Below are 24279 nucleotides of genomic sequence, written 5' to 3'. Positions count from 1 at the left end.
CCCCTTGCGGGGCGCTCGACTTGCATGTGTTAAGCCTGCCGCCAGCGTTCGTTCTGAGCCAGGATCAAACTCTCAAGTTGAGAATTCAATCATTGGCATAGTCACGTCATTCTGAATCGACGAGAACTCACACCCATCTTCAATCAATGCCATCCGACATCGAGAAGACTGGTGTTAGTCTCTTGATAAAACGTGACCGCCAAAGTCTCTTTCACAAAGAACCAGTTAAGGTTCCTCACGAGCTCCGCCGCCCACGTTTCTCTTTCTCTATATTCAACTGTCAAAGAACAGACGGTCAAACCGTCAAAACTTCCCGCCGAAACTCGCGTCCCGACCAATCAGCATCCGCCAATCAAGGAAACCTTAAAACGAAGGACATCGTCGCCAGCAGCGCCGCCGCCCTCGTCAGTGATCGGGCTTATAGACCCCACCCCTCACATACGTCAACAGGCAATCGCAAAAAATCGACTAGATCGAACAACACTCTGAAAATACACACGAATTGGAAGCGAGAGTTATCAACAGGGCGAGATGGGCGGTATCGCCTGGGCGAAAATACCGGATTTCCGGGATTCCTGCGGCAACCGGAGCGAAATCGTCACCCGCTGATGCAAAGCCAGGGGCATGCAGCGGGCAGATCGGTGGCCGCCGAGGCTCAAACACGACGCGAAATGCGGTTGCGTCTGCAATCGAGGACGATACTGTTCGAGAGCGGCGATCCCGGTCCGCCGCCCCAGGCAATCGCCGGGCCAACGCTCCACGAACGATACACATTGCGACACTCGCTGAAAGGGTTCGAAAGATGATGAAAGGTTCCGACGTTCTGATTGCTGCATTGGAGAACGAAGGGGTCGACTGCATCTTCGGCGTGCCCGGAGAGGAAAACCTGCATGTGGTGGAGTCGCTGCGTAAATCCCGCATCAAGCTGGTTTTGACCCGGCACGAACAGGCCGCAGCCTTCATGGCCGCGACGCATGGGCGCCTGACCGGCAAGCCGGGTGTCTGCATGGCGACGCTCGGCCCCGGCGCCCTCAATTTTTCGACCGGCGCCGCCTATGCCAATCTCGGCGCCATGCCGATGATCCTGATCACGGGGCAGAAGCCGATCAAGACGGCCCGCCAGGCCCGCTTCCAGATCGTCGATGTCGTTGCCTCGATGCGGCCCTTGACCAAGATGACGCGACAGATCGTCAGCGTCGGCAGCATTCCGGCTGCCGTTCGCGACGCTTTTCGCGTGGCCATGGAAGAGCGACCCGGTGCGGTGCACCTTGAATTGCCGGAGGATGTCGCCGGCGAAACCATCGGTGAGGCGCCGATCATTCCGGTTCACCCGCTCGACCGGCCGGTGGCGCCGTCTGCTGCCATCGACCGGGCGGTTGAGATCATCCTTGCGGCCAAGCGGCCGCTGATCATGATCGGCGCGGCCAGCAGCCGCCCGCGGCTCGTGGATGCGCTCTCCGCCTTTGTCCGCCGGATGCGCATCCCCTTCTTCAACACCCAGATGGGCAAGGGCGCGGTCAACGGCGGCTCCAACCTCTATGTCGGCACGGCCGCTCTTTCCGAGCGCGACTATGTGCATGATGCCATCGATCAGGCGGACCTGATCATTTCCGTCGGTCACGACACAGTGGAAAAGCCACCCTTCCTGATGCGCAGCGAAGGCGGGCCGAAGGTTCTGCACATCGGCTACAGCTCGGCCAATGTCGAGCAGGTCTATCATCCCGACGCAGAAGTGATCGGCGACATCGGCACGACGGTGACCGCGATCGCCGATCGGCTCGGTGGCAAGCTCGATCCGGAACCGCTGCTGCTCAGCCTGCGCCAGACCATTCTCGACAAGCTCAACGAAGGCGCAGACGAAGACCGGTTCCCGGTGACGCCGCAACGTATCGTCCATGACGTGCGCAAGGTGATGCCGGAAGACGGTGTCGTCTGCCTCGACAACGGCATGTACAAGATCTGGTTTGCCCGGCACTACCGCACCCATGTCGCCAACACGCTGTTGCTCGACAATGCGCTCGCCACCATGGGCGCCGGCCTGCCTTCTGCAATGATGGCGGCGATGCTCTATCCCGAGCGCCGCGTCATGGCGGTGTGCGGCGACGGCGGCTTCATGATGAACTCCCAGGAGATGGAGACCGCCGTTCGCCTCGGCCTCAATCTGGTGGTCGTCATCCTCAACGACAGTGCCTATGGCATGATCCGCTGGAAGCAGGCCGTTGACGATTTCCCGGATTTCGGCCTGACATTCGGCAATCCGGACTTCGTGCGCTACGCGGAAGCCTATGGTGCGACGGGCTCGCGGGTCTCGAGCGCGGACATGCTGGTGCCGACGCTCGAGGCTGCCTTTACCGGCGGCGGCGTGCATCTCGTCGATGTGCCGATCGACTATTCCGAAAACATGCGCGTGCTGGTCGATGAGCTGCGCACCCGCTCTTAAGACCTGCTTTCTCCAGGCGAGTAACATAGACCCGCCAGCCGTTGCCTTAATCGGGCGACCGGCCTGACGGGCCCGTATCCAAAGGACACCCCGGCCTTCGTCTCACCATGGATCCTAATGTTGCCAATCAAGGCGGCCCCATGGCCGTGATTGGCAACAAGCCTTGCGCTGCCATCTTTTGGACTTATATTGCACTGCACTCGGCGCCTGTTTTTGGCCGAGTTTTTCTTGGCTGCATGCCGCCTTCACGCGAAAAGCCTCGCTCTTCGCGCACAACCGAAGGACCACTTCATGACTGTTTCGATAAACAATCTTGATGCCTCCACCACGGGCGCTTTGGCCCATGTCGATATCGGCGATACCGTCAGACGTTCCCGTCAAGCGATCGGCTACAGCGTTGACGAACTTGCGCTCACCTGCGGGCTGACCGACATCGAAATCACCAACATCGAGCTTGGTGTCGACACCGATCCGGCCAAGCTCCGTCGGATCGCCGCCGCACTTCAGTTGCCCCTAACCACCTTCCTGCTCAGCTAGGCCCAATGGGCGTCGCGTCCACACGAGACGCGACACCCACCCGGCGTTCTTGGAGCGATGCCAATCAACCTGTAAAACCCTGCGATAGAATCTCCTTCAGTAGCGCAAGCGGCGTGGGGCGACTTGGCACGCGCTGATGCAGGAAAACAATCCTGCGCTCGTACGAGGCGGCATCGGGTACCTCGACCAGGCAAAATCCGTCCCGTCCCAGGCCCTGCCAGGCCGGAACGACGGAGTTTCCCATCCCGTTGGCCACGAGCATGGCTATGGTTTCGAGCGCGTCCATGTCGCAACGAATGTCCGGATCAAGCCCGGCATCGGCGAGATATTGTGACGACAGCCGCCCGCCCCAGGATCCCGGATCGTAGCGGATGAACGGCGCCTGCCGGATTTGCTCAGCGATATCGTCAGGTTCCGTCGCATCCCTGCTGATGAACACAAGCGGTTCGCGGCGAATGACATATGCCGCCAATCCCTTTGGCAGCAAGAATGGCGGTTCAACCAGAACCGCGGCATCGAGCTCGCCTGCAAGCAACTGTTCGTAGAGCTGCAACGACGAACCGGGGCGCAGTATCAGCTTCAGGCTCGGCGCCCGACGGGAGAGTTCGTCCAGAACCTCAGGGAAGATGCCTGTCAGCGCCGTCGAGATCGCCCCGATTTTCAACTCGGCGGCAAGACCGCCGCCTGCAACGTCGTATCTGAGGTTTTCGACTTCCCGGATTAAGAGACGCGCCCGCGGCAACAGCGAAAGACAGGCCTCCGTCGGCTGGGCCGAATGGGCGCCGCGGGCAAGCAAAATGCACCCAAGGGCCCGTTCGAGCGATTGAATGCGCTGGCTGACGGCGGCCGGCGTCAACTTTTCCCGGCGTGCAGCGGCTGCGATGGACCCCGTTTCCACCGTGGCGACTAGGCTTTGCAGGAAGCGAATATCCACCATGAATCCTTATTCTCAGAGAAAGAATTACATAGTTTTTCTTAGCCTCTCAAGACGCTATCCCTGTGTCAACCGGAGACACAGGAGTTCCAGATGAAGTCGCTTTTCCATCTCGCCTTTCACGTCACCGATCTCGATGAGGCCCGCAGGTTCTACGGCGACGTGCTTGGTTGCGAGGAAGGGCGCAGCACGGATACCTGGGTCGATTTCGATTTCTTTGGCCATCAACTGTCGCTGCATCTGGGCAAGCCCTTCGAAGTCACGCGGACCGGCAAGGTCGGCAACCACCTCGTACTGATGCCGCATATGGGCGTGGTGCTGCGCTTGGCGGATTGGTTCGTGCTGGCCGAGCGCCTGGAACAAAAGGGCGTGCGCTTCGACATTCCGCCGGTCGTGCGTTTCGAAGGCGAGCCCGGCGAGCAGCGGACGATGTTCTTCCTCGATCCGAGCGGCAATCCCATCGAGGTCAAGGGGTTTGCCGATTTCGACAGCCTGTTTGCACGCTGACACCGGAGGCGGATGTGAAGAAGCCTATCGCCTTGGTGACGCGCATCGACCGCGCCGACGAACAGGCCTGGGTGGCCATCCTGGCCAGGCTGTTGCCGGAGAGCGAAATCGTGCACTTCCACGAGATGGACGATGCGCAGCGCGACGCCGCCGAAATCGCCATCGTTGCCAATCCCGATCCTGGGCACGTGGCGGCCCTACCCAATCTCAAGTGGATACACAGTCTTTGGGCAGGGGTAGAGCGACTGGTCGCCGAGCTCGGCCAGGCAGCGCCCCCGATCGTCAGGCTTGAAGACCCCGAGCTGGCTCGGGTCATGGCGGAAGCGATCCTTGCCTGGACCTATTATCTTCACCGCGACATGCCCGCCTACCGCAGGCAGCAGGCGGCGGCAATCTGGCGGCAGCATCCGTACCGCCGGCCAGGCGATCTCACGGTCGGGATCCTGGGCATGGGGCTTCTCGGAAAAGCAGCGGCAGGAAAACTGACGGCAGCCGGCTTCCGGGTTACGGGCTGGGCACGGTCGCCGCAGCAGATAGACGGCGTCGATATGGTCAGCGCCGAGAGCGGCCTCGATCGGCTCTTGCGGACAAGCGACATAGTCGTCAGCCTGTTACCGCTGACATCAGAGACCCGCGGCCTGCTCGATGCCCGTCGCCTCTCATCCATGAAAACCGGCGCGCGCCTCATCAATTTTTCCCGCGGGCCGATCATCGTCGACGTCGACCTGATCGCGGCGTTGGACGCTGGGCATATCGCGCATGCGGTGCTCGATGTTTTCGACGCCGAGCCTTTGCCACCCACGTCGCCCTATTGGCGGCATGACAGCGTGACGGTATTGCCGCACATTTCCGCGCCGACCGACAGGAACACGGCCGCCGTGATCGTCGCTGATAATATCAAGCGGTATTATGCGACCGGCGCCCTGCCCGCAGCCATCGATATCAAGCGCGGGTACTAGCCGCGTCTTAGTGCCTCGAGCCCCGCGTTCAGCGCCACATCGTCACCATGCTCGAGGCCGAAGAGGACGTCCAGCAGCGGGAAGGTGCTGCGATAGAAGCGGATCTGGTCCTGCATCGCATCTATCCCGGGATAGTATGGGTGCATGAGCGCGAGGAAATCGTCGCCCAGGCCGGCGGAAAGGCTGGCGAGGTCATGAGCAGGGTCGCCGATCGAGCATCCCGCAAAGTCGATAACGCCGGAGACCTGGCCGTCGTCGACGAGAATGTTTCCCGTGCCAATGTCACCATGAATGATCGCCGTGGCGAGCGTGCGCCAATACTTGTCTTTTATAATCAAGTTTATCACGCGGCAAGCGTGTTCCTGCGAAAACACATCGCATAGGAGTGTCACAGTGCCAAGCCGCAGGGGGTTGTGCGCCCGATGCCCTAGCCGTTTCGGAAGCTGGCGCCCACGAAGCTCAGCGCTTCGGGCAAACCGCTGCGCCAATAGGCCCAGTCATGGCCGCCCTCCCGTGCGATGAAGCGGTGCTCCACGCCAAGCTTTTGAAGCTTCAAATGGAGCTCGGAGTTGCCAGCGAAGAAATCGTCACTCGAACCGCAATCCATATAGAGCGCTGTCTTGCCGATTTGCTCGGCAGGGATCGTCTCGACCAGATCGAGTACGCTGTTGTCGTGATAGGCGGCATTCAAGCGGCCCTTGCCGGCAAGCCCCAACCCCCACGCCTTGCCATAGCGACGGTCGTATCCCGACTGGTCCATCTCGACGACCTGACCGTCTGTTCGAAATGCCGCGCTCAGCGCCGCAGCGGCGGAGAACATCTCAGGCCGTTTGAATGAGAAGGCGATGGCCGCATAGCCGCCCATGGAAAGGCCGAGAATCCCGCGCCCTTCCTTCTCCGGCACCGTCCGGTAGGTGTGGTCGATGTAGGTTACGAACTCCTGAAGGAACATGTCCTGCCAGCGGTAACCGCCGTCAGCGTCGTTCATGTAGTAGGTGTTGAATCTGTTCTCCTTGTCCCGGCGCCCTTCCGGCGTGACTGCGATGAAGGCCGGCACCTCCCCGCTTTCGATCATCCGGTCGAACACCCGGTCGGCTCCGCCGAAACGATACCAGTCGGTATTTTTGCCTTTGCCCCCGCCATGCATGAGATAGATGACGGGGTAGGAGCGGTTCCCGGCCTCGTATTTCGGCGGGAGATAGACGGTATATTCGACATCCTTGCCGAGAATCCTGCTGGGCATCTTTTGCCCTTCGAGCACCGTGCCCGCGTTGGCCGCCCAGGAATTGGCCAAGGAAACGAGCGCGAGAAAGCCGGCAAGAACGGTCGTTTTGAACATCGAGTTCCTCCTGTCTGCAGGCTTGGCAAATAGGCGGAAGGAAGTCGTTGTCAAACAAAGCCCCTCACCCGAAAGCGAGGGACATTGACCGCAAGCCATGAAAGCGGCGGTGCGAGCCGCGCTATCTTGCGTCGTGAAAGATGATGCCGACAGTGTGGCGCAGGCCTGACCTGACACGGCTGACGCCATGGCGCAGGTTGACGCGATAATTGCCCTTCGTGCCTTGAACCGGCCGGTTGTGAACGGCAAAAGCCACGGCATCACCTTGGCGGAGGGGAACGACCTCGACCCGGCTTTGCATGCGCGGACGCTGCTCCGTCAGCACGAATTCACCGCCCGTGAAATCCTTTCCCGGTTCGGAAAGAAGGATCGCGACCTGTATCGGAAAGGCAAGATCACCATAGAGGTCCTGGTGCAGGCAATTGAAATCGCCGGGCACATATTGCAGCAGCAGCGGTGTTGGCCGTGTCTGGCCCGCATCGTGGCACTGCCTCAGGAATTCCCGGTGCTCCGCCGGATATCTCGTCTCGATCCCCATGCGACCGTTCCATTGGTTGGCAACGTCGGCGAGGCGCGGATAGAGCGCAGTGCGAAGACCGCCAAGCAGATCCGGCAACGGATACTTGAAGTAGCGATATTCCCCCTTGCCGAAACCGTGCCTGGCCATGTGGATATGGCTGCGGAAATGCTGCTCGTCCTTGTAGAGCGCCGAAATCCGTCGGCAGTCGTCCGCCGACAGAAGCTTTTCCATGACCGCGCAGCCATAGCCGTTCAACGCGTCCGAAATCGCCTGCCAATCGTAAGCTGCGACATGCGTCTCCACAGCCTGTTCGGTCCGATCTGCAATAGCCATTGAAATGCGCGGATTCATAGCATCGCCTCCTTGGCGATCAGCGTGCGCTTGCGCTCTATGCCCCAACGGTAGCCGGCGAGTTCACCGCTGCTGCGCACGACACGGTGGCATGGAATGGCCAAAGCGATGACATTGGCGGCGCAGGCGTTGGCAACGGCGCGCGCGGATGTCGGTGCGCCAACGCGGACCGCCAGCTCGGCGTAAGTGATCGTCGTCCCCGCCGGGATCGCGCGAAGCGCCTGCCAGACACGGCGCTGGAGTGTTGTCCCGCGGAGGGCAAGCGGGAGATCCAGACCCTCGCCAGGGTTATCGATGAAGCGAAGGACCTTCGCCAGCTCGGTGCGAAGTCCGGCTTCGTTCCGGTTCAATGCACGGCCAGGAAAACGATCCGCAAGATCTCGCTCCAGTTGCTCCGCGTCAGCACCGATCAGGATCGCACAAACACCGCCGACGCTGCGCGCGATCAGAACACAGCCCAACTCTGCTTGTGCAACGCCATACTCCACGGTTGTGCGGTTAGCGACGTCGACGGCTTGCCGCGGTCGCGGGGTGTGCGTCCGGTTGTCGATGAGGTTCATGAGACTAACTCCTTGTTCCGTTCCGTTCTCTTCACCGACCCTAGAGATGCGTCGCCTTGGCCGAACTCCGCTCCTTGCTTTCAAATCGAAAAGACTTGTCTCCTGCAGCGCCGCCCGCATCGCATCGATGGTCCCTTATTGGGCGCGGCGGAAGGTCAGATTGATGCGCATGCGGCCAAGGGTCTCGTGTTCGCCGTCCTTCAACTCTGTGACCCCGTGATAGAATAGGCGCGACCGCCCACCCCAGACGACGACATCGCCGTGACGCAACGCGTATTTGCGGATTGGGTCGGTGCGGTTTGGTCCGCCAAACTGGAATGTGGCGGGGAGCCCGAGCGAAACCGAAACGATGGGGTGCGAGAAATCGCGCTCGTCCTTGTCCTGATGAAGCGAAAGCCGTGTGCCCGGTTCGTACCGGTTGATCAGGCAGGCATCGGGTCTGAAATCCGGATAGCCTGCTTCGGTCGCCGCCGCGATGGCAAGGTCGAGGAAGGACGATGGCAGCGGCGGCCACGGCTTGCCGCTCTCCGGGTCTAGCCGGTCGTAGCGGTACCCGCTCCGGTCCGTGACCCATCCGGCCGCCCCGCAATTGGTCATCGCAACCGACATCGTGTAGCCGCCCGGTGTCACCATGTGCCGGAACGGTGCCTCAGCAATGACCGATCGCAGTCCCGGCAGGATTTGCCCCTCAAGCGACAGCGCAAAGCCGCGAAGCAGCGTCGCGCCTTCGGCCATGCTCTCGCGTGACGGTTCGACGGCAAGCTTGGCGAATAGGTCAGTCATGGCGTCTTTCCGGAGAGAAAATTGGTGATGTCGGGATGAAGGACAGGGCGGTAACCGGCCCGAAGAACCCTGACGGTCGAAGGCGGCGTCAGAATTCCCTCAGCGATGATGCCCATTTCCGGGCTCAGGTAACCCGCCTCGGTCCAGCGGAAACAGCGCCCGGATGCGAGCGTGAAGGCAAAGCCGGATGCCACCACCATCGTCCCGTCTGGTAGATCCCTGACTGGCGACGGCAACGGATGGATGCGCTTCTGTCCGCGTAGAACTCGTTCGCTATGGAGCACCGCATCGAGTTCGCCCGCCGAAGGCGACGCCATCAAGCCGCCAGTCCAGGCGACTCTGAAGACTAGAGCGGCCTCCCGTCTGCAGAAGAAGCACGGGCGGTGCCCCGCCGCCAGCGCCACGGCCTCGTCGAGGAAGAAAAGCTCGGTCCAGCTTCGGCCGGCCATGACGTCGCGCCGGCGATCCCCGTATTCGCAGGTGCAGATCAGCCACGCCTTGGACGTCCACCGCCGCCGCAATAGGGTTTTCGTCTCGGGGTCGTGGATGATGCCGCGGTTGCCGGTGAACAGGCCGCGCTGCGCGATAGCGATAATGTCGCCGAATGGCGTCACGCGATTCTGGAGGGGCTGGCGAACGCTATTCATACAGGCGGATCTCCCCGGGCCGCATTACGTCGGAAATGATATCATCGAACGGGCGGGCGATATGCAGCCCGACGCACCGCTTCGTCGCCGTGAAGATAACCATTTGGGCGCGACACCGCGCGGCGGCACCCATTAAGCGGCTCCACGGGCCGCCTCGCGGTCGAGCAAGGCGCGCTTGCGTTCGACGCCCCAGGCATAACCCGACAGCGCTCCATCATTCCGCACCACCCGATGGCACGGGATGACAACGGCGAGGCTATTCGCCGCGCATGCGCCAGCGACGGCACGAACCGCCTTCGGCTGCCCGATGCGACGGGCAATTTCCGCGTAGGACACCGTCCTGCCGACCGGAATTTCCTGCAGGGCCTGCCAGACCCGCTGCTGGAATGCTGTCCCGCGAACATCGAACGGTAGGTCGAGGCCGATGCCCGGGGCTTCGACGAAGCCGACCACCTGTGCGACAAGCGCCTCGTAGTCGGCATCGGCGCCAATCAGCTCCGCCTTCGGAAAACGGTCCTGAAGGTCGCGCACAAGCGCCTCCGGATCGTCTCCGAGCAGGATAGACGCGACACCTTTCCGGCTTGATGCGACGAGGATCGCGCCGAGCGAAGTCTGGCCGACGGCAAATCGGATTTCCTCATCCGCGCCGCCTGCGCGGTAGCGTGCCGGCGTCATGCCGAGAATATCAGTCGAGTTCTCGTAGAAACGACCGCTCGAGTTGAAGCCCGCTTCATAGATCGCCTCCGTTACGCTGTTGCCCGCTTCCAGCCCACGACGAACCTTGGCAGCTCGATGAGCAGCCGCATAGTCCTTTGGCGTCAAGCCGATCGCTGCCTTGAACAGCCGATGGAAATAGCTCTGGCTCTTGCCGACGGCAGCGGCCAGATCGCCCAAGGCCAGCTCTTCATCGCTGTCTTCGATCAGCCGGCAAGCCCTAACGACGATGGCAGCGTTTGCCTCATCGCTGGATGGGCCGTCCGGGTTGCACCGCCGACACGGGCGAAAGCCCGTCGCCTTCGCGCCTTCAAGCGTGTCGTGCAATTGGACATTCTTGGGATTGGCGATGCGTGAAGGGCATGAGGGGCGGCAATAGACGCCGGTGGTCGTGACCGAATACCAGAAATGCCCGTCGGAAGCCTTGTCGCGGCTGACGATGGCGACCCAGCGCGGGTCGCGCGCGACTGGGACCCTGGTCGCGGCAGCTGCGGTTGGGAATGTCGTCGCCATATTCATCGTCGGACGCTCCTCATTCCGGTCGCGCCTGGGAGGTATCCGGGTCGCGGCCTTCAAGCTCAAGATTGACCACCACTCGGGCGATCTGCTGCTCCAAGAAGCTTCGCCAAAAAGGCTGGGCCACGCCACCCGTTTCCTGTGCGTGGCGTGGCACCCAATCGATCAGGCCGCTTTCATCAATCCGAGTTGCGTCAGGGCCGCAACCCCGTCGTCGAGACCGATCTCCTCGACGATCTTGCCGTTGATGACCTTCAGAACCGTCGTCCCCGTGAAGCGCATCTTGCGGCCACTTCCTGCCGGCAGACTGCCGGCCAGGAAGTCGTCGAAGGCAGCGCCGGTATGGGTGCCGCCGCCTTCCCATTGGCCGACGACATAGTCGCCTTCGGCGATGAGGTCGGCCGTGCCCCAGAAGTTCAGATCCGGGAACGCGGCACGGAAATCGGTCATGAAGGCTTTGATATCATCATGGCCGCGGCGCGGTTCATGCAGGGAATATTTCAACAGCATGTCTGCAGACGCGATCTCGTTGACGATGGAAAGATCTACGTCGCGACCCCAAAACTCTGTGAACCATCTGCTGACCACCGCCTTGTTGTCTTCTTCCTTGCTCATTGGCTTTCTCCTCGAATTGACACGGGCTCGACCGTCGATAACGCCGGTTGCCTGCGCATAAAGGTAGCCTGAGCTACGGCGCCCAAAACTCCGGTTCTTACCCTTCAATCGAAACCAGTTCGCAATTCCGAGCGCCGGCTCAGCCCCGCGCGATCAGACGAACGCTGTGGTCGTCCCGAAGCGCAATCAATTGCGAAGACGGCGGCAGGCTGTAGACGTCATGCTTTCCGAATTCTCTGGGGTAGTAGTCATAGCCCGGCGGCGGTTCCGGTGTTTCACGAGGATCCACCGGGCTTTGGCCCGTCAGCTCGGTGACCGGATCGAGGATCGCCCCGATCAGGCGGCGGGTATAGGGATGCTGTGGTTCGCTGAAGACCCGGTCCCAGCTGCCGGTCTCGACGATCTGGCCGAAATACATCACCGCCACGCGGTCGCTCATATGTTCGACCACGCTCAGGTCATGGCTGATCATGATGTAGGACAGATCCAGCCGCTCCTTGAGTTCCAGCAGCAGGTTGATGATCTGGGCGCGGATCGAGACGTCGAGCGCCGACACCGGCTCGTCCAGCACCACGACCTTAGGGTTGAGGATCAAAGCGCGGGCAATGCCGATGCGCTGGCGCTGGCCGCCGGAAAATTCGTGCGGGAAACGCCCCGCCCGCTCCGGTTTCAATCCGACCAACTGCATCATCTCTTCGATGCGTCGCGCGATCTCCTTGCGGTCGGAAATCCCGTGCAATCTCAGCGGTGCCGCCAGCGACGTGTAGATCGTCTGACGGGGGTTGAGCGACGCGTACGGGTCCTGAAACACCATCTGCGCCATGCCGGCACGCTCGAGCCGGGAGGGCCGCGCCTTGCCGGTGATCGATCGCCCTTCGAAATAGATCTCGCCCGCGGTCGGCTCCTGAAGTCCGAGGATCGAAAGCGCAAGCGTCGACTTTCCGCAACCGGATTCGCCGACGATCGACAGGCATTCGCCCCGGTTCAGCGTCAGGCTCAGGTCGTTGACCGCGCGCAGAGTGCGCTTCGAGCGGCCGAAGACGCCGTTGCGCACCGGGAAATGCACGCTCAGGCCGTCGACTCTGACCAGTGGTTCGTTGTTATCACTCATGGTTGAAACACTTCACGAAGCCATCATGGCTGAGGCCGGTTGGCGGTGGAATTTCGGCGCTGCAGATGGACGTCGCCCTGTGGCAACGCGGCTGAAAGCGACAGCCCGGCGGAAAACTGGCGATGGAGGGAACCGTGCCTTCGATCTCCTGAAGGCGCTTGCGCCCTTCCAGCCGGCGCGAGCCCAGATGCGGCAGCGATCGCAACAGGCCGTCGGTATAAGGATGGGCCGGAAGGAGGAACAGGTCGGCGACCGGCCTCTCCTCGACCAGGCGCCCGGCATACATGATGCCGACCCGGTTGCACATATTGGCAATCACGCCGAGATCGTGGCTGATCATCAGCACTGATGTGCCGCGTGCAGCGCAAAGCTCCTTCACGAGTTTGAGGATCTCCGCCTGCACCGTCACGTCGAGCGCCGTCGTCGGCTCGTCGGCGATCAGCAGATCCGGATTGCAGGCAAGCGCAATGGCGATCATCACCCGCTGCCGCATGCCGCCGGACATCTGGTGCGGATAGTTCTTCACCCGCTCCTCCGGCGCCGGGACCTGTACGTTGCCGAGTGCCTCGATCGCCAGTCTTTCGGCTTCCTTCCAGGTGGCACCCTTGTGCAGGACAAACATCTCGGCAATCTGCCGGCCGACCGGAGACAACGGGTTGAGCGCGGTCATCGGTTCCTGGAAGATCATGGCGATGCGCTCGCCCCGAAGCCGCCGCAACTCGCGTTTCGAAAGCTCCCTCAGGTCCCGACCGTTGAACTTCAGCGAACCGCCCGTGACGGCGAGCGGCGCACGCAACAGGCCGATGATCGAAAGCGCAGTGATGCTCTTGCCGCAGCCCGATTCGCCCACGAGGCCATAGGCCTCGCCGCGCCCGATCGAGAACGACACGTTGTCGACGACGTTGTGGCTGACCCGGCCCGATACGATATCGAGGCGCAGATCCCTGACGTTCAGCAAGTTCTCGGTCATAGCTGCCGCGCCCTCATATGCGGGTCCAGCCAATCGCGTAGACCGTCGCCGAAAAGATTGAGACCGAGAACCGTCACGAAGATCGCCAGCCCCGGAAAGATCGCCGCCCAGGGCGCAATGACGATGAGTTCGCGTGCATCCGTCAGCATGTTGCCCCAGCTCGGGAACGGCGGCTTGATGCCCAGTCCGAGATAGGAGAGTGCTGCCTCGGCAAGGATCGCATCGCCCATGCCCAGCGTTCCGATCACCAGGATCGGGCCGATCATGTTGGGCAGGATCTGCGTGATCATGATGCGGATGTCGCCGTAACCGAGCGTCTTTGCCGCCTGGACATAGCCCTGCTTCTTCAAGGACAGCGCCGAGCTTCGCGCGATGCGACAGGTCCATGACCAGTTGGTCAAGCCTAGCGCGATCAGCAGGCTGGAAAGGCCGGGCCCAAGGATCGCCATGATGGCGAGCGCGAAGATCAGGCTCGGGATCGCCAGCATCAGGTTGGTGAGCCCGGTGACAAGATCGTCCCACCAGCCGCCGAAATAGCCGGCCGAAATGCCGAGCGCCAGGCCAATCAGCGTGTTGATGACCTGCGAGCCGATACCGACGGCAAGCGAGATGCGGGCGCCGTAGAGGATGCGGCTGAGAACGTCACGCCCTTGCGCGTCGGTGCCGAACCAGAACTGTGCGTCCGGCGGCAGCTCCGCATTCATCAGGTCCGCGTCGAGCACTGGATCGGTCGGCGCCAGCCAGGGCGCAAGCAGCGCCGCTGAGATGATGACGAGACAGAGGACGCCACCGATGAGGAGATTGAGCCGTATTCTCATGGATCTATCCGTGGCTGATGCGCGGATCGATGACCGCGTAAAGAATATCGACGATGGTGTTGATGAGCAGGAACCACAGGACGATGACGAGGATCGCACCCTGAACCACCGGGATGTCGCGCAGGCTGACGCTGTCGATCAGCAGAGATCCCAGCCCCGGCCAGGAGAACAGTTTTTCGACCACCACCGCCTGACCCATCATCGAACCGAACTGCAGGCCGATGGTGGTGATGATCAGCACAAGCACGTTGCGAACGACATGCCAGGTGACGAGGCGAAAGCCGTTCATGCCTTTGGCTCGGGCGGTGCGGATGAAATCGGCGTTCATCACGTCAAGGACGGCGGCGCGCGTCGTGCGCGCCAGGAGTGCCATCGGCGCCACGCCGAGCGTCAAGGCCGGCAGGATCAGGTTCATCGGCCCGCCGTCGCCGTAGCCGAAGCTCGGCAACCAGCCGAGCGTCAGCGCGAACAGATACATGCCGAGCAGCCCGAGCCAGAACTGCGGCAGGGACAGGCCCGAGATCGCGCCGATCATCGTCAACGTGTCGATGATGCTGCCCGGCTTCAAGGCGGCGATGAAACCGAGCGGTACACCGACGAACATCGCGATCGCCATCGCCGCGAATGCGAGCTTCAAGGTCGGCCACATGCGCTCGCCGATCAGATGGGCCACCGGCTGGCGGCTGCGGAACGATGTTCCGAGATCGAACCTTGCGAGATCGGAGAGATAGGCGCCGAACCGCACATAGAGCGGTTGGTCGAGACCGAATTCACGTGTCATCTTCTCGACGATCTTTGGGTCGCCGCCGCCCTTGCCATTGGCTGTCAGGCTGGTGGCGATGCTGCCCGGCACCACGCTGAAGATCACGAAGATCAACAGCGATATCGCGATGACTGTCGGGATCACCTGCAAGATGCGGCGCACGACGAACTGAAGCATTCATTTCCTCCCTCGCGGCGCCCATCAACGGATGCGCGGGCGATAGTCCTCCGGCACATGCCACCGAGCGATAGGCCACTCGGGCCAGATCATTCCGGCGGGTTGCCGCATCGTAAGCGCTGACTTACGTTATCGACAGCATAGGTGCCCAGATACCAGTGGAAAGGTCCCCGATACCGCGACGACGATATCGGGGCGCCTCCATCAACGTCCGGCTGGGACGGTTTCGTCCACCCAGAGCTTTTCATAGGACTGGATCGCCAGCTCGGCGGAGTTTGGCTGCAGCCCATGCAGCCAGGGCTGGTAGGCCATCACAGCCTTGTTGTAGTTGAAGAACCAGACCGGCGCTTCTTCCTGAACGAGGTTGTTGGCCTTGCGTAGCAGCTCGTTCTTTTCCTCGTCGGTCTTGGCGACCTTGGCGGCCTCGAACAGCTTGTCGAAGTCCGCGTTTGCGAACTTCTGGTAGTTGCACGCAGCCTGCGACGTCTTGGAATAGAAGCACTGCATCGCCGTCAGGGCGTCCGGGCCGCTCTCCGACGACCACATGAAGGACTGGAAATCGCCTGATGGCACGACTTCGGAAAGCACCGAAGCCTCGACCGGTTTTGCCTTCACCCGGATACCGACTTTTTCCAGCATCGGGATGATCGCCTCGACGATCGTCAGGCCCCAGCTTTCGTTCTGCGTCGCTGTCAGCTCGACGTCGAAGCCATCGGCATAACCGGCCTCAGCCAGCAGTGCCTTCGCCTTCTCCGGGTCGTAGGCGTAGGGTTGCGCGTCCTTGTCATAGGCCGGCGACGATGTCGGCAGCCAGCCGCTCGCGCGGTAGGCCTTGTCCTTCGCCAGCCGTTTGATGATCAGGTCGGCATTGATGGCATAGTTGAACGCCTGGCGAACACGCTTGTCCTTGAACGGTTCGAAATCGAGGTTGAAGCCGACATAGCGCGTATAGACTTCAGCGACTTCGAGAAGGCCCTTGGACAGTTCCGGATCGGCCTGATAGGCGACGTATTGCGACGGCCCGAGCACGGAGACGTCGACCTCCTTGTTGCGGAAGGCGACGTCACGCGCCGAGGCATCCCCCATGATCAGGATATTGATCTTGTCGGCGTAGGGCTTGTCTTTTTCGTAGTACTTTTCCCACTTTTCGACCGTCAGGCGCGAGCCGGGCACATATTCGGCAAACTTGTAGGGCCCGAGGCCGATCGGGTGGCTCTGGAAGCCTTCCTTGTCGGCTTCCCCAGCCGGGTAGATCGCCGTGTTGTTGCGCATGAACAGGAACGCCGGATCGACCGGGTCTGTCAGGGTCACTTCCAGCGTGAAATCGTCGACCTTCTTCAGGCCCGAAATCGCCTCTGCCTTGCCGGCCATGTAGTCGGCGCCGCCCTTGATGTTGGCGATGTAGCGCGAAGGTGGATAGGCCTTGGCCGGATCGGCCATGCGGGTGAAGCTCGAGATGATGTCGTCGGCCGTCATCTGCTTGCCGTTGTGGAAATAGGCGTCCTGCCGCAGCTTGTAGGTATAGACCAGCTTGTCGGCGGAGACGTCGACGTCGGTCGCAAGCGCCAGCACCGGAACGTTCTTGTCCGCGTCCCAATCATAAAGGGTGCGATGGATCGCCTTGGCGTAGAACTCGTCCTGCGTCTGCGGCGACGCCTGGATGTCGAGCGTCGAGAAGCTGTCCCCATAGGGCGCCACGAAGTTGACCGTTCCGCCGGCCCGCGGCGTGTCGGCCGCCTGCACCGAAGCCACCCCTGCCAGCAACGCTGCGGTCAATGTCGAAAGTAATGCTATTTTCTTCATCATTCCCATATCCTCCCCACTTGTTGTTCTGCGTATGGATGAACAAAACCGCGATCTCATCCGACCTCCCGGATCGGTTGAGATGCATTGAGCCGCTCTTGCGGCTCCCTCTCGCCCTTCGTCAGGCGTTCTGTCGCTCGAAGACCACCTCGCCGCCCCGGATTGCCAGGGTGCAGCGCGTGTCGTTGAGGATGTCTTCGGGGCTCGCCGTCAGCATGTTCCTGGAGAACACCGCGATATCGGCAAGCTGTCCCGGGATCAGTCGTCCCTTGACGGTTTCGAGCTTCTGCGAGAACGCGCCGTATTCGGTATAGACCTGCAAAGCCTCCTCGATGGAGACCCGCTCGCGAGCGTCCATCACCGTGCCCTTGGCGGTCTTGCGCGTCAGCATGCTGTAGATATTGGGGAACGGGTTGGGATGACAGACCGGCGCATCGCTGCCGGTCGCAGGCTTCAGCCCCAGGTCCTTCCAGGTCTTCAATGGATAGCTCGACAGCGCCCGCTCCTCGCCGAGCACCGAGACGTAAGCGTCGCCGAAATCGTAGATGAACACCTGTTGCGGACACGGATATATCCCAGCCTTCACCATGCGCTGGTGCTGCGCGTCGCTGGAGAAGCCACAATGCTCGATCCGGTGACGGCGATCCGCATCCGGGATCGCCTCAAGTGCCTTCTCGTAGGCGGTGATCAACTGACCGATCGCAGCATCGCCGATCGCATGGCAGGCCAGTTGATATCCCTTGGTATGCGCGTCGAGTACGAGCGCCTCAAGTTCCACATCCGAAAGGATCTGGACGCCGGTATTGTTGTCATCGCCGAGATAGGGGCTGCTCATCCAGGCGGTGCGGCCACCGGCCGAGCCATCGAGGAAGATCTTGACGGCACCGACTTTCAGCATGTCGTCGCCGACACCCGAAACGAGACCGGCCTCGTAACTCTGCGGCACGATCGAAACGTTGGGATCGCCGAGAAGAACGAGCCAGGTGCGCACTGGCAGCCTGTTGTTCAGCTTCGCCAGATTATAGGCCCTGATCTCGTCGAAGCCTGCGACCTGACCGACGGCCGCGTCCATGATGCTGGTAATGCCGTAGGATAGAAGCAGATTTCCGGCGCTTTCGATCGCATCGATCATGTCGTCGGTCGAGGCTTTCGGGATCGCCGCACGAACCAGCCCTTGCGCATTTTCCGCGACCAGGCCCGTCAGGACGCCTGCGACCTGTTCGATCAGGCCGCCTTCCGGCACGGTAGTCTTCTCGTCGACGCCGGCAAGGCGGAATGCTTCCGAATTGAAGATCGACACATGCCCGCAGGCGCGCACCACCATGACGGGATGGTGCGGCGCAACCGCATCGAGTTCCGCGCGAAGCGGATGGCGACCGGTGTCGAGCTTGGTCTGGTCATAACCCCGCGCCCGGATCCAGGTACCGGCCGGCGTGCTTTCGGCCTGATGTTTGATCGCGCCGAGCAGGCTTTCGAGAGTGGGGGCAGCCTGCGGCGTCGCGTCGACCCAATTCAACGTCAGGCCGACGGAGATCAGGTGCAGATGCGCATCGTTGAGACCGGGGGTCGCGAATTGCCCTTGAAGGTCGAGTAGCTGCGTGCCAGCGCCGCGATAGGTTTCCATTTCCTGCCTGGTGCCCGTCGCCAGGACCTTGCCCTGCCAGATTGCCAGGGCATCGACGACGCCCTCGGCCATACCGCACCAGATCACACCATTGTGCACGATCATGTCGGCGTGAAAACTCTGTCCCGCTGGCATCTAAGGCTCCTCCCCTCCGCCGTCACTGCAACGTAGAGTCAGGTTTGATGACAAACCGGCTCTCGGCACGACCCATGTCTCCCGCCCGCATCGGTTGCGTGCCGAAGCTGGATCGTTATCCATTCCGGTGCGGCGTTCCGATGGGCCACAAGTCGTGCAGTCGGGGATGCTAGAGAAAAGGAAAGCGGCCCGCCAATGCATAGAATTTCAGGCGCTATGAAATAATTGCATAACAGCCCTGGGTAGATCCGTTGAACGTCCTCAAGCCTGAAGGACCTTCGCCCCTCGGCCGCACCGATGAAACACTTCGCTGTGGAGACCTTGAGAACGGTTCGTTGCGCGCGAACGTCGATGCTGAGACGGGAAAGTGTCCAGCGTGTCGTTTTGCATGCCAAGGCGGCATCACGCCTTTGCCGAACGACAGCGGCGCGCGTCAAAGATGACGCGCGCCGCTGTAATGTGCTTCAGTCGTGGTTACGAGCGCTTTTGCAGCGTCGCATAGACTACGTTGCGGTTCTCCCCGAACGTCACGTGCGACTCGAAGTTGGTGCCGTCGACGCTTTCGTTGACGATGCGCCACATGTCCGATTGCGAGCGCAACAGCAGCGCCCAGTTCATGAACGTCTCCATATAGCCGTCGACGCCGATGTCGGTCGCGAAATTGGCGAAGAGGAAGACGCCGTTGGGTTTCAGCATCTGCAGGCATCGGCGGGTGAGCTTCACTGCCACGTTGTGAGGCAGGTAGTCGTAAAGCCCCGCCGCATAGACGAAGTCGAACTTGCCGAGCTTGTGAGCCCGGGTGAGAATGCCACGGACGGAACCGTCGATCGCTTCAACGCTGGTTCCTCGAAAATCCCTGGTGATCGATCCGACACTGAGCGGGTCCTGGTCGAGCGCGACCCAGCGCTTTATCCGCCCTTCCTGCAGCGCAACCGACCGGTTTGCCTCGCGCAGATGCCCGGCGGCAATCGTCAGGATCTCTGCCTCCCCGTCGCGTGTCGCCGCGATCTCATCGACATGTTGGGTCAGCAGGTCCCGCCGTTCGCGCACAGCAACCGACGACGAAGCGTCCTTGGTATAGTCGTAAAGCGCCTTGCCCACCGGCGACGCCTTGGCGATCTCGCCGGCAACGCTTGGATGGCCGTAGATGAAGTCGAGCAGTTGGGCGTCGCCGGAATAACCCCGCGGCTTTTCGCTGGACCAGCGGGTAAAAGGGTCCTGCAGGAAAAACTCCGACACCGGATGCTTTTGTGCGATCGGAATCAGTTCCTGCCATACGCTCGGATGAAACTTCGCGCGCGTCTCGTGAAGTGCGGCCGCCAAGCGATGTATTATCTTCCTGGGGTCCAGTTCCTGGGCAAATTGCTGCTGTGCAATTTGGAGAATCAGGGCGAGTTCGGCTTTTCCTGTTGCAAACTGCTCATCATAAAACTCACTTTTTGACGAAGTGAACTCGGTTGCGATTGATTGGGGAGTAATAAGACTTTCGCCATCGAATACGATTTGAAGCTGGCTCACGCAAAACCCATCCGTTAATGCTTTGTTAACAATGTGGGCAAGAATGCGCGAACTGCGTCTCGAATTGCAAGTTTTTGTAGAGTATATGGTAAATACTGGCGGACAGTACCCATTTGGATACACCCCTGCACCGGCCGTCAGTCTCGGCTAATTTATCAAAATTTAATGGGCGTCTTCTACTATGTCGTTGAGGCCGCTTGTGCTTGTTGTGGTATCCAGTGAATGGCAAGCGTGGAGCGTCTGAAGCAACGTCCAGAGATGGAAAGACGAGACCAGATTTCCGTTGAGCGCGACGCAATTCCCCGGACCGGTGCATGAAGCAAACCTTGGCCGACGTCGTTGAGATAGATCTGCACAAGCAGCCACTCAGGCCGCTGCCGGCGGAGCTGCGCTTGCTCTATCGCCAGGAAGGTGAAACGACCCGCAGGGAAGCGACGAGAAAAGGGCTCTGGATCGCCGTCGCGGTCTATCTGCTGTTTTCGATTACCGACCTGCTGCTGATCTCGGATGTCGCCCGCTACACGATTGCCTCGCGCTTTGTCGTCGGTGCAGTTGCGCTTGCCGTTCTGGAAATCCAGGTCCACTTCAACGTCAAGACGGACTGGCTGGACAGGACCTGTTCGGGCGCGCTTGTTTTCGGTTATCTCGGCTGGCTCATTCCGGCAATGATGACCGCATACACGCAGGACATGTCCTACTACATGATCTTCGGTGCGATCTTCATGATGGGCGCCAACCTGTTCTTCATCTTCCAGTTCCGCCTTTCGGTGATCTCATCGAGCATCATCCTTGGCGCATTTTTCCTCGATCTCCTCTATTTCTCGCCGCAGAACCCGTCCTACCAGCTGGCGTTCGGCACGTTCTACGTCTCCTGTTTCGTGTTCACCTCCTACGTAAACTGGAAGCTCAACCGCGAACGCTACAAGGTCTTCCTCAATGCGTTCGAGGCGAGGGTCCAGCAGCGGGAGGCGACCGAGCGCGGCAAGGCGCTGCTCAGGCTCTCCAACACCGATTCCCTAACCGGTCTCGACAATCGTCGGGCGGTAGACCAGAAGCTGCGGGAATACTGGAGCGACTGGCAGAAGTTCGGCGACCGTTTCGCCGCGATCCTGATCGACGTCGACTTCTTCAAGAAATACAACGACTGCTATGGCCACCAGGAAGGTGACCGCTGCCTCATTCTCGTGGCCAACACGTTGAGGGAATCGATCGAGCAGTTCGACGCGTCCATCGGCCGATACGGCGGCGAGGAGTTCATCATTCTTGCGCGCATGGACACGCGCGAAGAGGCCGCCGATCTGGCCGACGCCATCTGCCGCACAGTGCAAGACCTTGCGCTGGTGCACGGGCAACGACGGGATGGCACGTCCATCGTCACGGTCAGCGTCGGTGCCGCGTTCACCAGGCATCAGACGGGCTCGAAGCTCGAACGGATCATCCACGAGGCGGACCGGGCGCTTTACGCCGCAAAGGCAAGCGGTCGCAACTGCGCCAAGGTGTTTGATCCGAACGACCCGCAAACCAGCGACGAGAGCGAGAACATCGCGGCGCTGTTGAAGATAGCGACCGACCAGGATCTCGTCTCCCTCGTCTATCAGCCGATCAAGAATGTTGCGACAGGCCGCGTCGAGGCCGTCGAAGCGCTGATGCGGCTGAGAATGCTCGATGGGACCGCCGTTCCGCCCAGCCTTTTCATTCCCGTTGCCGAGCGTACCGGCGCCATCATCGACCTCGGACGCTGGGCGATCCGCACGGTCTGCCGCGAGCTTCTCGCCAACGATCATGTGCCTGTCGTCAGCGTCAATGTCTCACCGATCCAGCTCAAGACGCCGGGCTTCGCCACATCGGTTGCCGCCATCCTTGGTGAAACGGGAGTGGCCGGCGGCCGGCTCGCTTTCGAAATTACCGAGGGCCTCGAGATGGAGATGCACTCGGACGTGCTGCGCTGCATCAGCGACCTCGAAACGCTGGGCATCCGGATCTGGCTCGATGATTTCGGCACCGGCTTTGCCGGCCTTTCCTGGCTCCGGCTGATCGATTTCGATACGGTCAAGATCGACCGCTCGTTCCTTCATGACTGCGGCACGCCAAGGGGCAAGGCGATGCTGAAGGATATCATCGGCCTGGTCCGGAACCGTGGCCACAAGATCCTGGTGGAAGGTGTCGAAACCGAGGAGCAAATGGCGCTGGTGCGAGAGTTCCGCATCGACCATGTTCAGGGTTTCCATGTCGGCCGCCCGGCTTCCGCCGCGAGCTATCGCACGGCGGCGGATACCGGATCGCGCCCGGCGAGCCTCGTCAGACCGGGATAAAGCATGTCGCCCGAAAGTGCGCAGCGGTTTCGGGACAACGACACGCAAAAGAACAAGAACGTAAAGTGCAGAAAGCGAACCCTAAGGATCGCGACGCGCTTTGCTGCATGTTTTTATCCTTAAATCGCATTCGATTTAAGGATAAAAACATGCAGCCATTCAAAGTGCTACAGCGACCTTACCGCGTCTAAAAAGACGCGCGGCACTTTAGCGATCGATTCGCTCGGCTGACCAAAAACCGCCCGCCTCCTCGTCGAACACGCCGGCACCGCGCTCAAAACAGCGATTGCTGGGCGGGCTCCGGCGGACCGAGGCGCACGCCTTCGAGCTCCAGCATGCGGATCTTCGATGTCGAGCCGCCCGGAGCCGAGAAACCGCCAACCTTGCCGCCGGCGGCCAGCACCCGGTGGCAGGGAATGATCAGTGCCACCGGGTTCCTTGCCATCGCCTGGCCGACATCGCGCGCGGCTTCAGGGCCGACGCCGAGTTCCTTTGCCAGGGCACCATAGGTGGTGGTCTGTCCCCAGCCGAGCCTGCGCGCGGCAGCATAAATCTGCTTGAAGAATGGGTCCTGCCCTTCGAGGTCGAGCTGGATACCGGAGAAATCGACCTGTTCACCATTGAAGTAGCGTCGAACCGCGGCAACCGCTTCGGCAACTTCCGGCGTCGGCGTGCCCGGTTCGCCGGCAGCAAGCCGGCGCAGAAGCAAGCGCTCGGTATCCTCAGCCTTCTTGGTCGGCAGTTGGAAACGGGTGATGCCGTCGCCGTTCCAGGCGATGCCGCAGAAGCCGGCAGCGGTTTCGAAGATAAGATAGTTGTGAACTGTCTGCGCCATCTGACCGTCCTCGCATTTTCATACTCGATGAAAATCGTGCGGAAGGCGTTCGAATTCAACCCGTTTCCTGCGCGCAGCCGTGGTCGCCAACAGATTGCGCGCCATGCCGGCGCCGGATAATCCTCCCGCAGATGGCCAAGGGCAGCAGCGCTATTTGGCTTCTATCATCTTCGCCCAGCTTGCAGCGCGCTCAGCGGACTCGATCAGCACCGCTTTCGGCGCCTTGTACCATTCGTTTTCCGGCAGACCGCGCCGGTTGCGCACGAAGGCGATCGCCGCATCCAGCGTCGGAAACTCGGTCGGCAAGGTCAGGTGCAAAAACAGCGACACGACAATGACCGAACGCGAGCGTCCGCCGCGGCAGTTGATGAGAATGTTGCCCATCTCCCGGCGCGGATAGGACGGCTTTTCCGGCAGCACCTGCTCCAGTGCCGCACGCAGGATATAGTGAGCGGCCAGCATCTGCGTGTCGGGATTACCGCCACCATCGATCAATCCGATCTTGTAATAACGGATCTCGCCCGGGCCATAGACGCTGCCCTCGTGATCGGACACCAGCTGCGCCTGCCGGACGAAATTGAAATCGAGATTGACGGCGCAGTTGACGACGGTGGTGATGCCGTTCTGTCGGAGCAGATTGAGATCGCTCGTGCCCTCCTTGCCGGCGATGTAGATATCGACGCCATAAAGCGGGTGCTGTTGGTAGACGAGGCTGAGCTTGGCAAGTTCGGCAGACGGTTGCGCCTTCGTCTCGGGTTCCTGGCTGATGTTCAACTGCTGTCTCCGCTGTC

At 61.1% G+C, this 24279-nt stretch carries 23 protein-coding genes and 1 rRNA gene; 5 read left to right on the top strand and 19 right to left on the bottom strand.

Going from position 1 to position 24279, the window contains the following annotated elements:
• A 16S ribosomal RNA gene (locus tag BKP54_RS25470) occupies window positions 1-80 on the bottom strand; the annotation flags it as partial.
• A gap of 722 nt (window positions 81-802) precedes the next feature.
• On the opposite strand from BKP54_RS25470, the gene BKP54_RS25465 reads away from it, so the two are divergent.
• Both BKP54_RS25465 and BKP54_RS25460 read left to right on the top strand, forming a co-directional pair.
• Window positions 803-2440 (top strand): acetolactate synthase large subunit, encoded by a 1638-nt coding sequence (locus BKP54_RS25465; protein ID WP_057224447.1) that lies wholly within the window; start codon window positions 803-805, stop codon window positions 2438-2440.
• Window positions 2441-2731: 291 nt separating this feature from the next.
• Entirely contained in the window at window positions 2732-2977 is a 246-nt protein-coding gene (locus BKP54_RS25460) for a helix-turn-helix domain-containing protein (RefSeq protein WP_025429968.1), read from the top strand.
• A gap of 64 nt (window positions 2978-3041) precedes the next feature.
• Here the strand turns inward: BKP54_RS25460 and BKP54_RS25455 are convergent, their stop codons facing one another.
• On the bottom strand, window positions 3042-3914 hold the full coding sequence (locus BKP54_RS25455) for a LysR family transcriptional regulator (RefSeq protein WP_198956875.1): 873 nt from the start codon (window positions 3912-3914) through the stop codon (window positions 3042-3044).
• Between the two features lie 90 nt (window positions 3915-4004).
• On the opposite strand from BKP54_RS25455, the gene BKP54_RS25450 reads away from it, so the two are divergent.
• Both BKP54_RS25450 and BKP54_RS25445 read left to right on the top strand, forming a co-directional pair.
• Window positions 4005-4418 carry a VOC family protein gene (locus BKP54_RS25450; RefSeq protein ID WP_025429966.1) on the top strand — a complete coding sequence of 138 codons (414 nt, stop codon included), beginning with the start codon at window positions 4005-4007 and terminating at the stop codon, window positions 4416-4418.
• A gap of 14 nt (window positions 4419-4432) precedes the next feature.
• The gene (locus BKP54_RS25445; protein WP_057206118.1) at window positions 4433-5377 is read left to right on the top strand and encodes a glyoxylate/hydroxypyruvate reductase A; all 945 of its coding nucleotides are present in this window, start codon (window positions 4433-4435) and stop codon (window positions 5375-5377) included.
• Here the strand turns inward: BKP54_RS25445 and BKP54_RS25440 are convergent.
• The 15 genes from BKP54_RS25440 to BKP54_RS25370 all read right to left on the bottom strand — a co-directional run bounded on the left by BKP54_RS25440 (window position 5374) and on the right by BKP54_RS25370 (window position 20341).
• Window positions 5374-5724, bottom strand: a complete 351-nt coding sequence (locus BKP54_RS25440) for a phosphotransferase (protein ID WP_158071724.1) — start codon at window positions 5722-5724, stop codon at window positions 5374-5376. The genes BKP54_RS25445 and BKP54_RS25440 overlap by 4 nt on opposite strands.
• An 80-nt stretch (window positions 5725-5804) precedes the next feature.
• Window positions 5805-6716 (bottom strand): alpha/beta hydrolase-fold protein, encoded by a 912-nt coding sequence (locus tag BKP54_RS25435; RefSeq protein ID WP_025429962.1) that lies wholly within the window; start codon window positions 6714-6716, stop codon window positions 5805-5807.
• Between the two features lie 121 nt (window positions 6717-6837).
• Entirely contained in the window at window positions 6838-7587 is a 750-nt protein-coding gene (locus tag BKP54_RS25430) for a 2OG-Fe(II) oxygenase (RefSeq protein WP_192434017.1), read from the bottom strand.
• Entirely contained in the window at window positions 7584-8147 is a 564-nt protein-coding gene (locus BKP54_RS25425; protein WP_082523489.1) for a methylated-DNA--[protein]-cysteine S-methyltransferase, read from the bottom strand. Before BKP54_RS25425 ends, BKP54_RS25430 begins: the two co-directional genes overlap by 4 nt.
• A gap of 135 nt (window positions 8148-8282) precedes the next feature.
• Entirely contained in the window at window positions 8283-8930 is a 648-nt protein-coding gene (alkB, locus tag BKP54_RS25420; protein WP_084815082.1) for a DNA oxidative demethylase AlkB, read from the bottom strand.
• The gene (locus BKP54_RS25415; RefSeq protein ID WP_025429958.1) at window positions 8927-9577 is read right to left on the bottom strand and encodes a hypothetical protein; all 651 of its coding nucleotides are present in this window, start codon (window positions 9575-9577) and stop codon (window positions 8927-8929) included. The genes alkB and BKP54_RS25415 overlap by 4 nt, the downstream gene beginning before the upstream one ends.
• Before the next feature lie 132 nt (window positions 9578-9709).
• A complete protein-coding gene (ada, locus tag BKP54_RS25410; RefSeq protein WP_038578736.1) occupies window positions 9710-10804 on the bottom strand; it encodes a bifunctional DNA-binding transcriptional regulator/O6-methylguanine-DNA methyltransferase Ada in 1095 nt (364 codons plus the stop codon).
• A 168-nt stretch (window positions 10805-10972) separates the two neighbouring features.
• On the bottom strand, window positions 10973-11422 hold the full coding sequence (locus BKP54_RS25405; RefSeq protein WP_025429956.1) for an ester cyclase: 450 nt from the start codon (window positions 11420-11422) through the stop codon (window positions 10973-10975).
• A gap of 139 nt (window positions 11423-11561) precedes the next feature.
• Window positions 11562-12533, bottom strand: coding sequence for an ATP-binding cassette domain-containing protein (locus BKP54_RS25400; RefSeq protein WP_057224454.1), 972 nt, complete (start codon window positions 12531-12533; stop codon window positions 11562-11564).
• A complete protein-coding gene (locus tag BKP54_RS25395; RefSeq protein WP_084815081.1) occupies window positions 12526-13503 on the bottom strand; it encodes an ABC transporter ATP-binding protein in 978 nt (325 codons plus the stop codon). The genes BKP54_RS25400 and BKP54_RS25395 overlap by 8 nt, the downstream gene beginning before the upstream one ends.
• On the bottom strand, window positions 13500-14321 hold the full coding sequence (locus BKP54_RS25390) for an ABC transporter permease (RefSeq protein WP_025429953.1): 822 nt from the start codon (window positions 14319-14321) through the stop codon (window positions 13500-13502). The genes BKP54_RS25395 and BKP54_RS25390 overlap by 4 nt, the downstream gene beginning before the upstream one ends.
• Window positions 14322-14325: 4 nt before the next feature.
• Complete coding sequence (locus tag BKP54_RS25385; RefSeq protein ID WP_084815080.1) at window positions 14326-15261, bottom strand: ABC transporter permease; 936 nt, start codon at window positions 15259-15261, stop codon at window positions 14326-14328.
• 204 nt (window positions 15262-15465) lie between these two features.
• Window positions 15466-17064 carry an ABC transporter substrate-binding protein gene (locus tag BKP54_RS25380; protein WP_025429951.1) on the bottom strand — a complete coding sequence of 533 codons (1599 nt, stop codon included), beginning with the start codon at window positions 17062-17064 and terminating at the stop codon, window positions 15466-15468.
• Between the two features lie 121 nt (window positions 17065-17185).
• Window positions 17186-18823, bottom strand: coding sequence for an amidohydrolase (locus BKP54_RS25375; RefSeq protein WP_025429950.1), 1638 nt, complete (start codon window positions 18821-18823; stop codon window positions 17186-17188).
• A gap of 474 nt (window positions 18824-19297) precedes the next feature.
• A complete protein-coding gene (locus tag BKP54_RS25370; protein ID WP_084815079.1) occupies window positions 19298-20341 on the bottom strand; it encodes a class I SAM-dependent methyltransferase in 1044 nt (347 codons plus the stop codon).
• A gap of 314 nt (window positions 20342-20655) precedes the next feature.
• On the opposite strand from BKP54_RS25370, the gene BKP54_RS25365 reads away from it, so the two are divergent.
• Window positions 20656-22653 (top strand): EAL domain-containing protein, encoded by a 1998-nt coding sequence (locus tag BKP54_RS25365; RefSeq protein ID WP_025429948.1) that lies wholly within the window; start codon window positions 20656-20658, stop codon window positions 22651-22653.
• A gap of 274 nt (window positions 22654-22927) precedes the next feature.
• Here the strand turns inward: BKP54_RS25365 and BKP54_RS25360 are convergent, their stop codons facing one another.
• Window positions 22928-23488: a methylated-DNA--[protein]-cysteine S-methyltransferase gene (locus tag BKP54_RS25360; protein ID WP_084815078.1), complete on the bottom strand. Its 561-nt coding sequence runs from the start codon at window positions 23486-23488 to the stop codon at window positions 22928-22930.
• A 150-nt stretch (window positions 23489-23638) separates the two neighbouring features.
• A complete protein-coding gene (locus BKP54_RS25355; protein WP_057206096.1) occupies window positions 23639-24262 on the bottom strand; it encodes a dual specificity protein phosphatase in 624 nt (207 codons plus the stop codon).
• Window positions 24263-24279 lie beyond the last annotated feature (17 nt).

This window comes from Ensifer sp. 1H6, assembly GCF_001976035.1.
In the GTDB taxonomy this organism is placed as follows: domain Bacteria; phylum Pseudomonadota; class Alphaproteobacteria; order Rhizobiales; family Rhizobiaceae; genus Ensifer; species Ensifer canadensis.
Note: the sequence above shows the minus strand (reverse complement) of the source record. Positions and strands in the feature narration are given on the sequence as shown.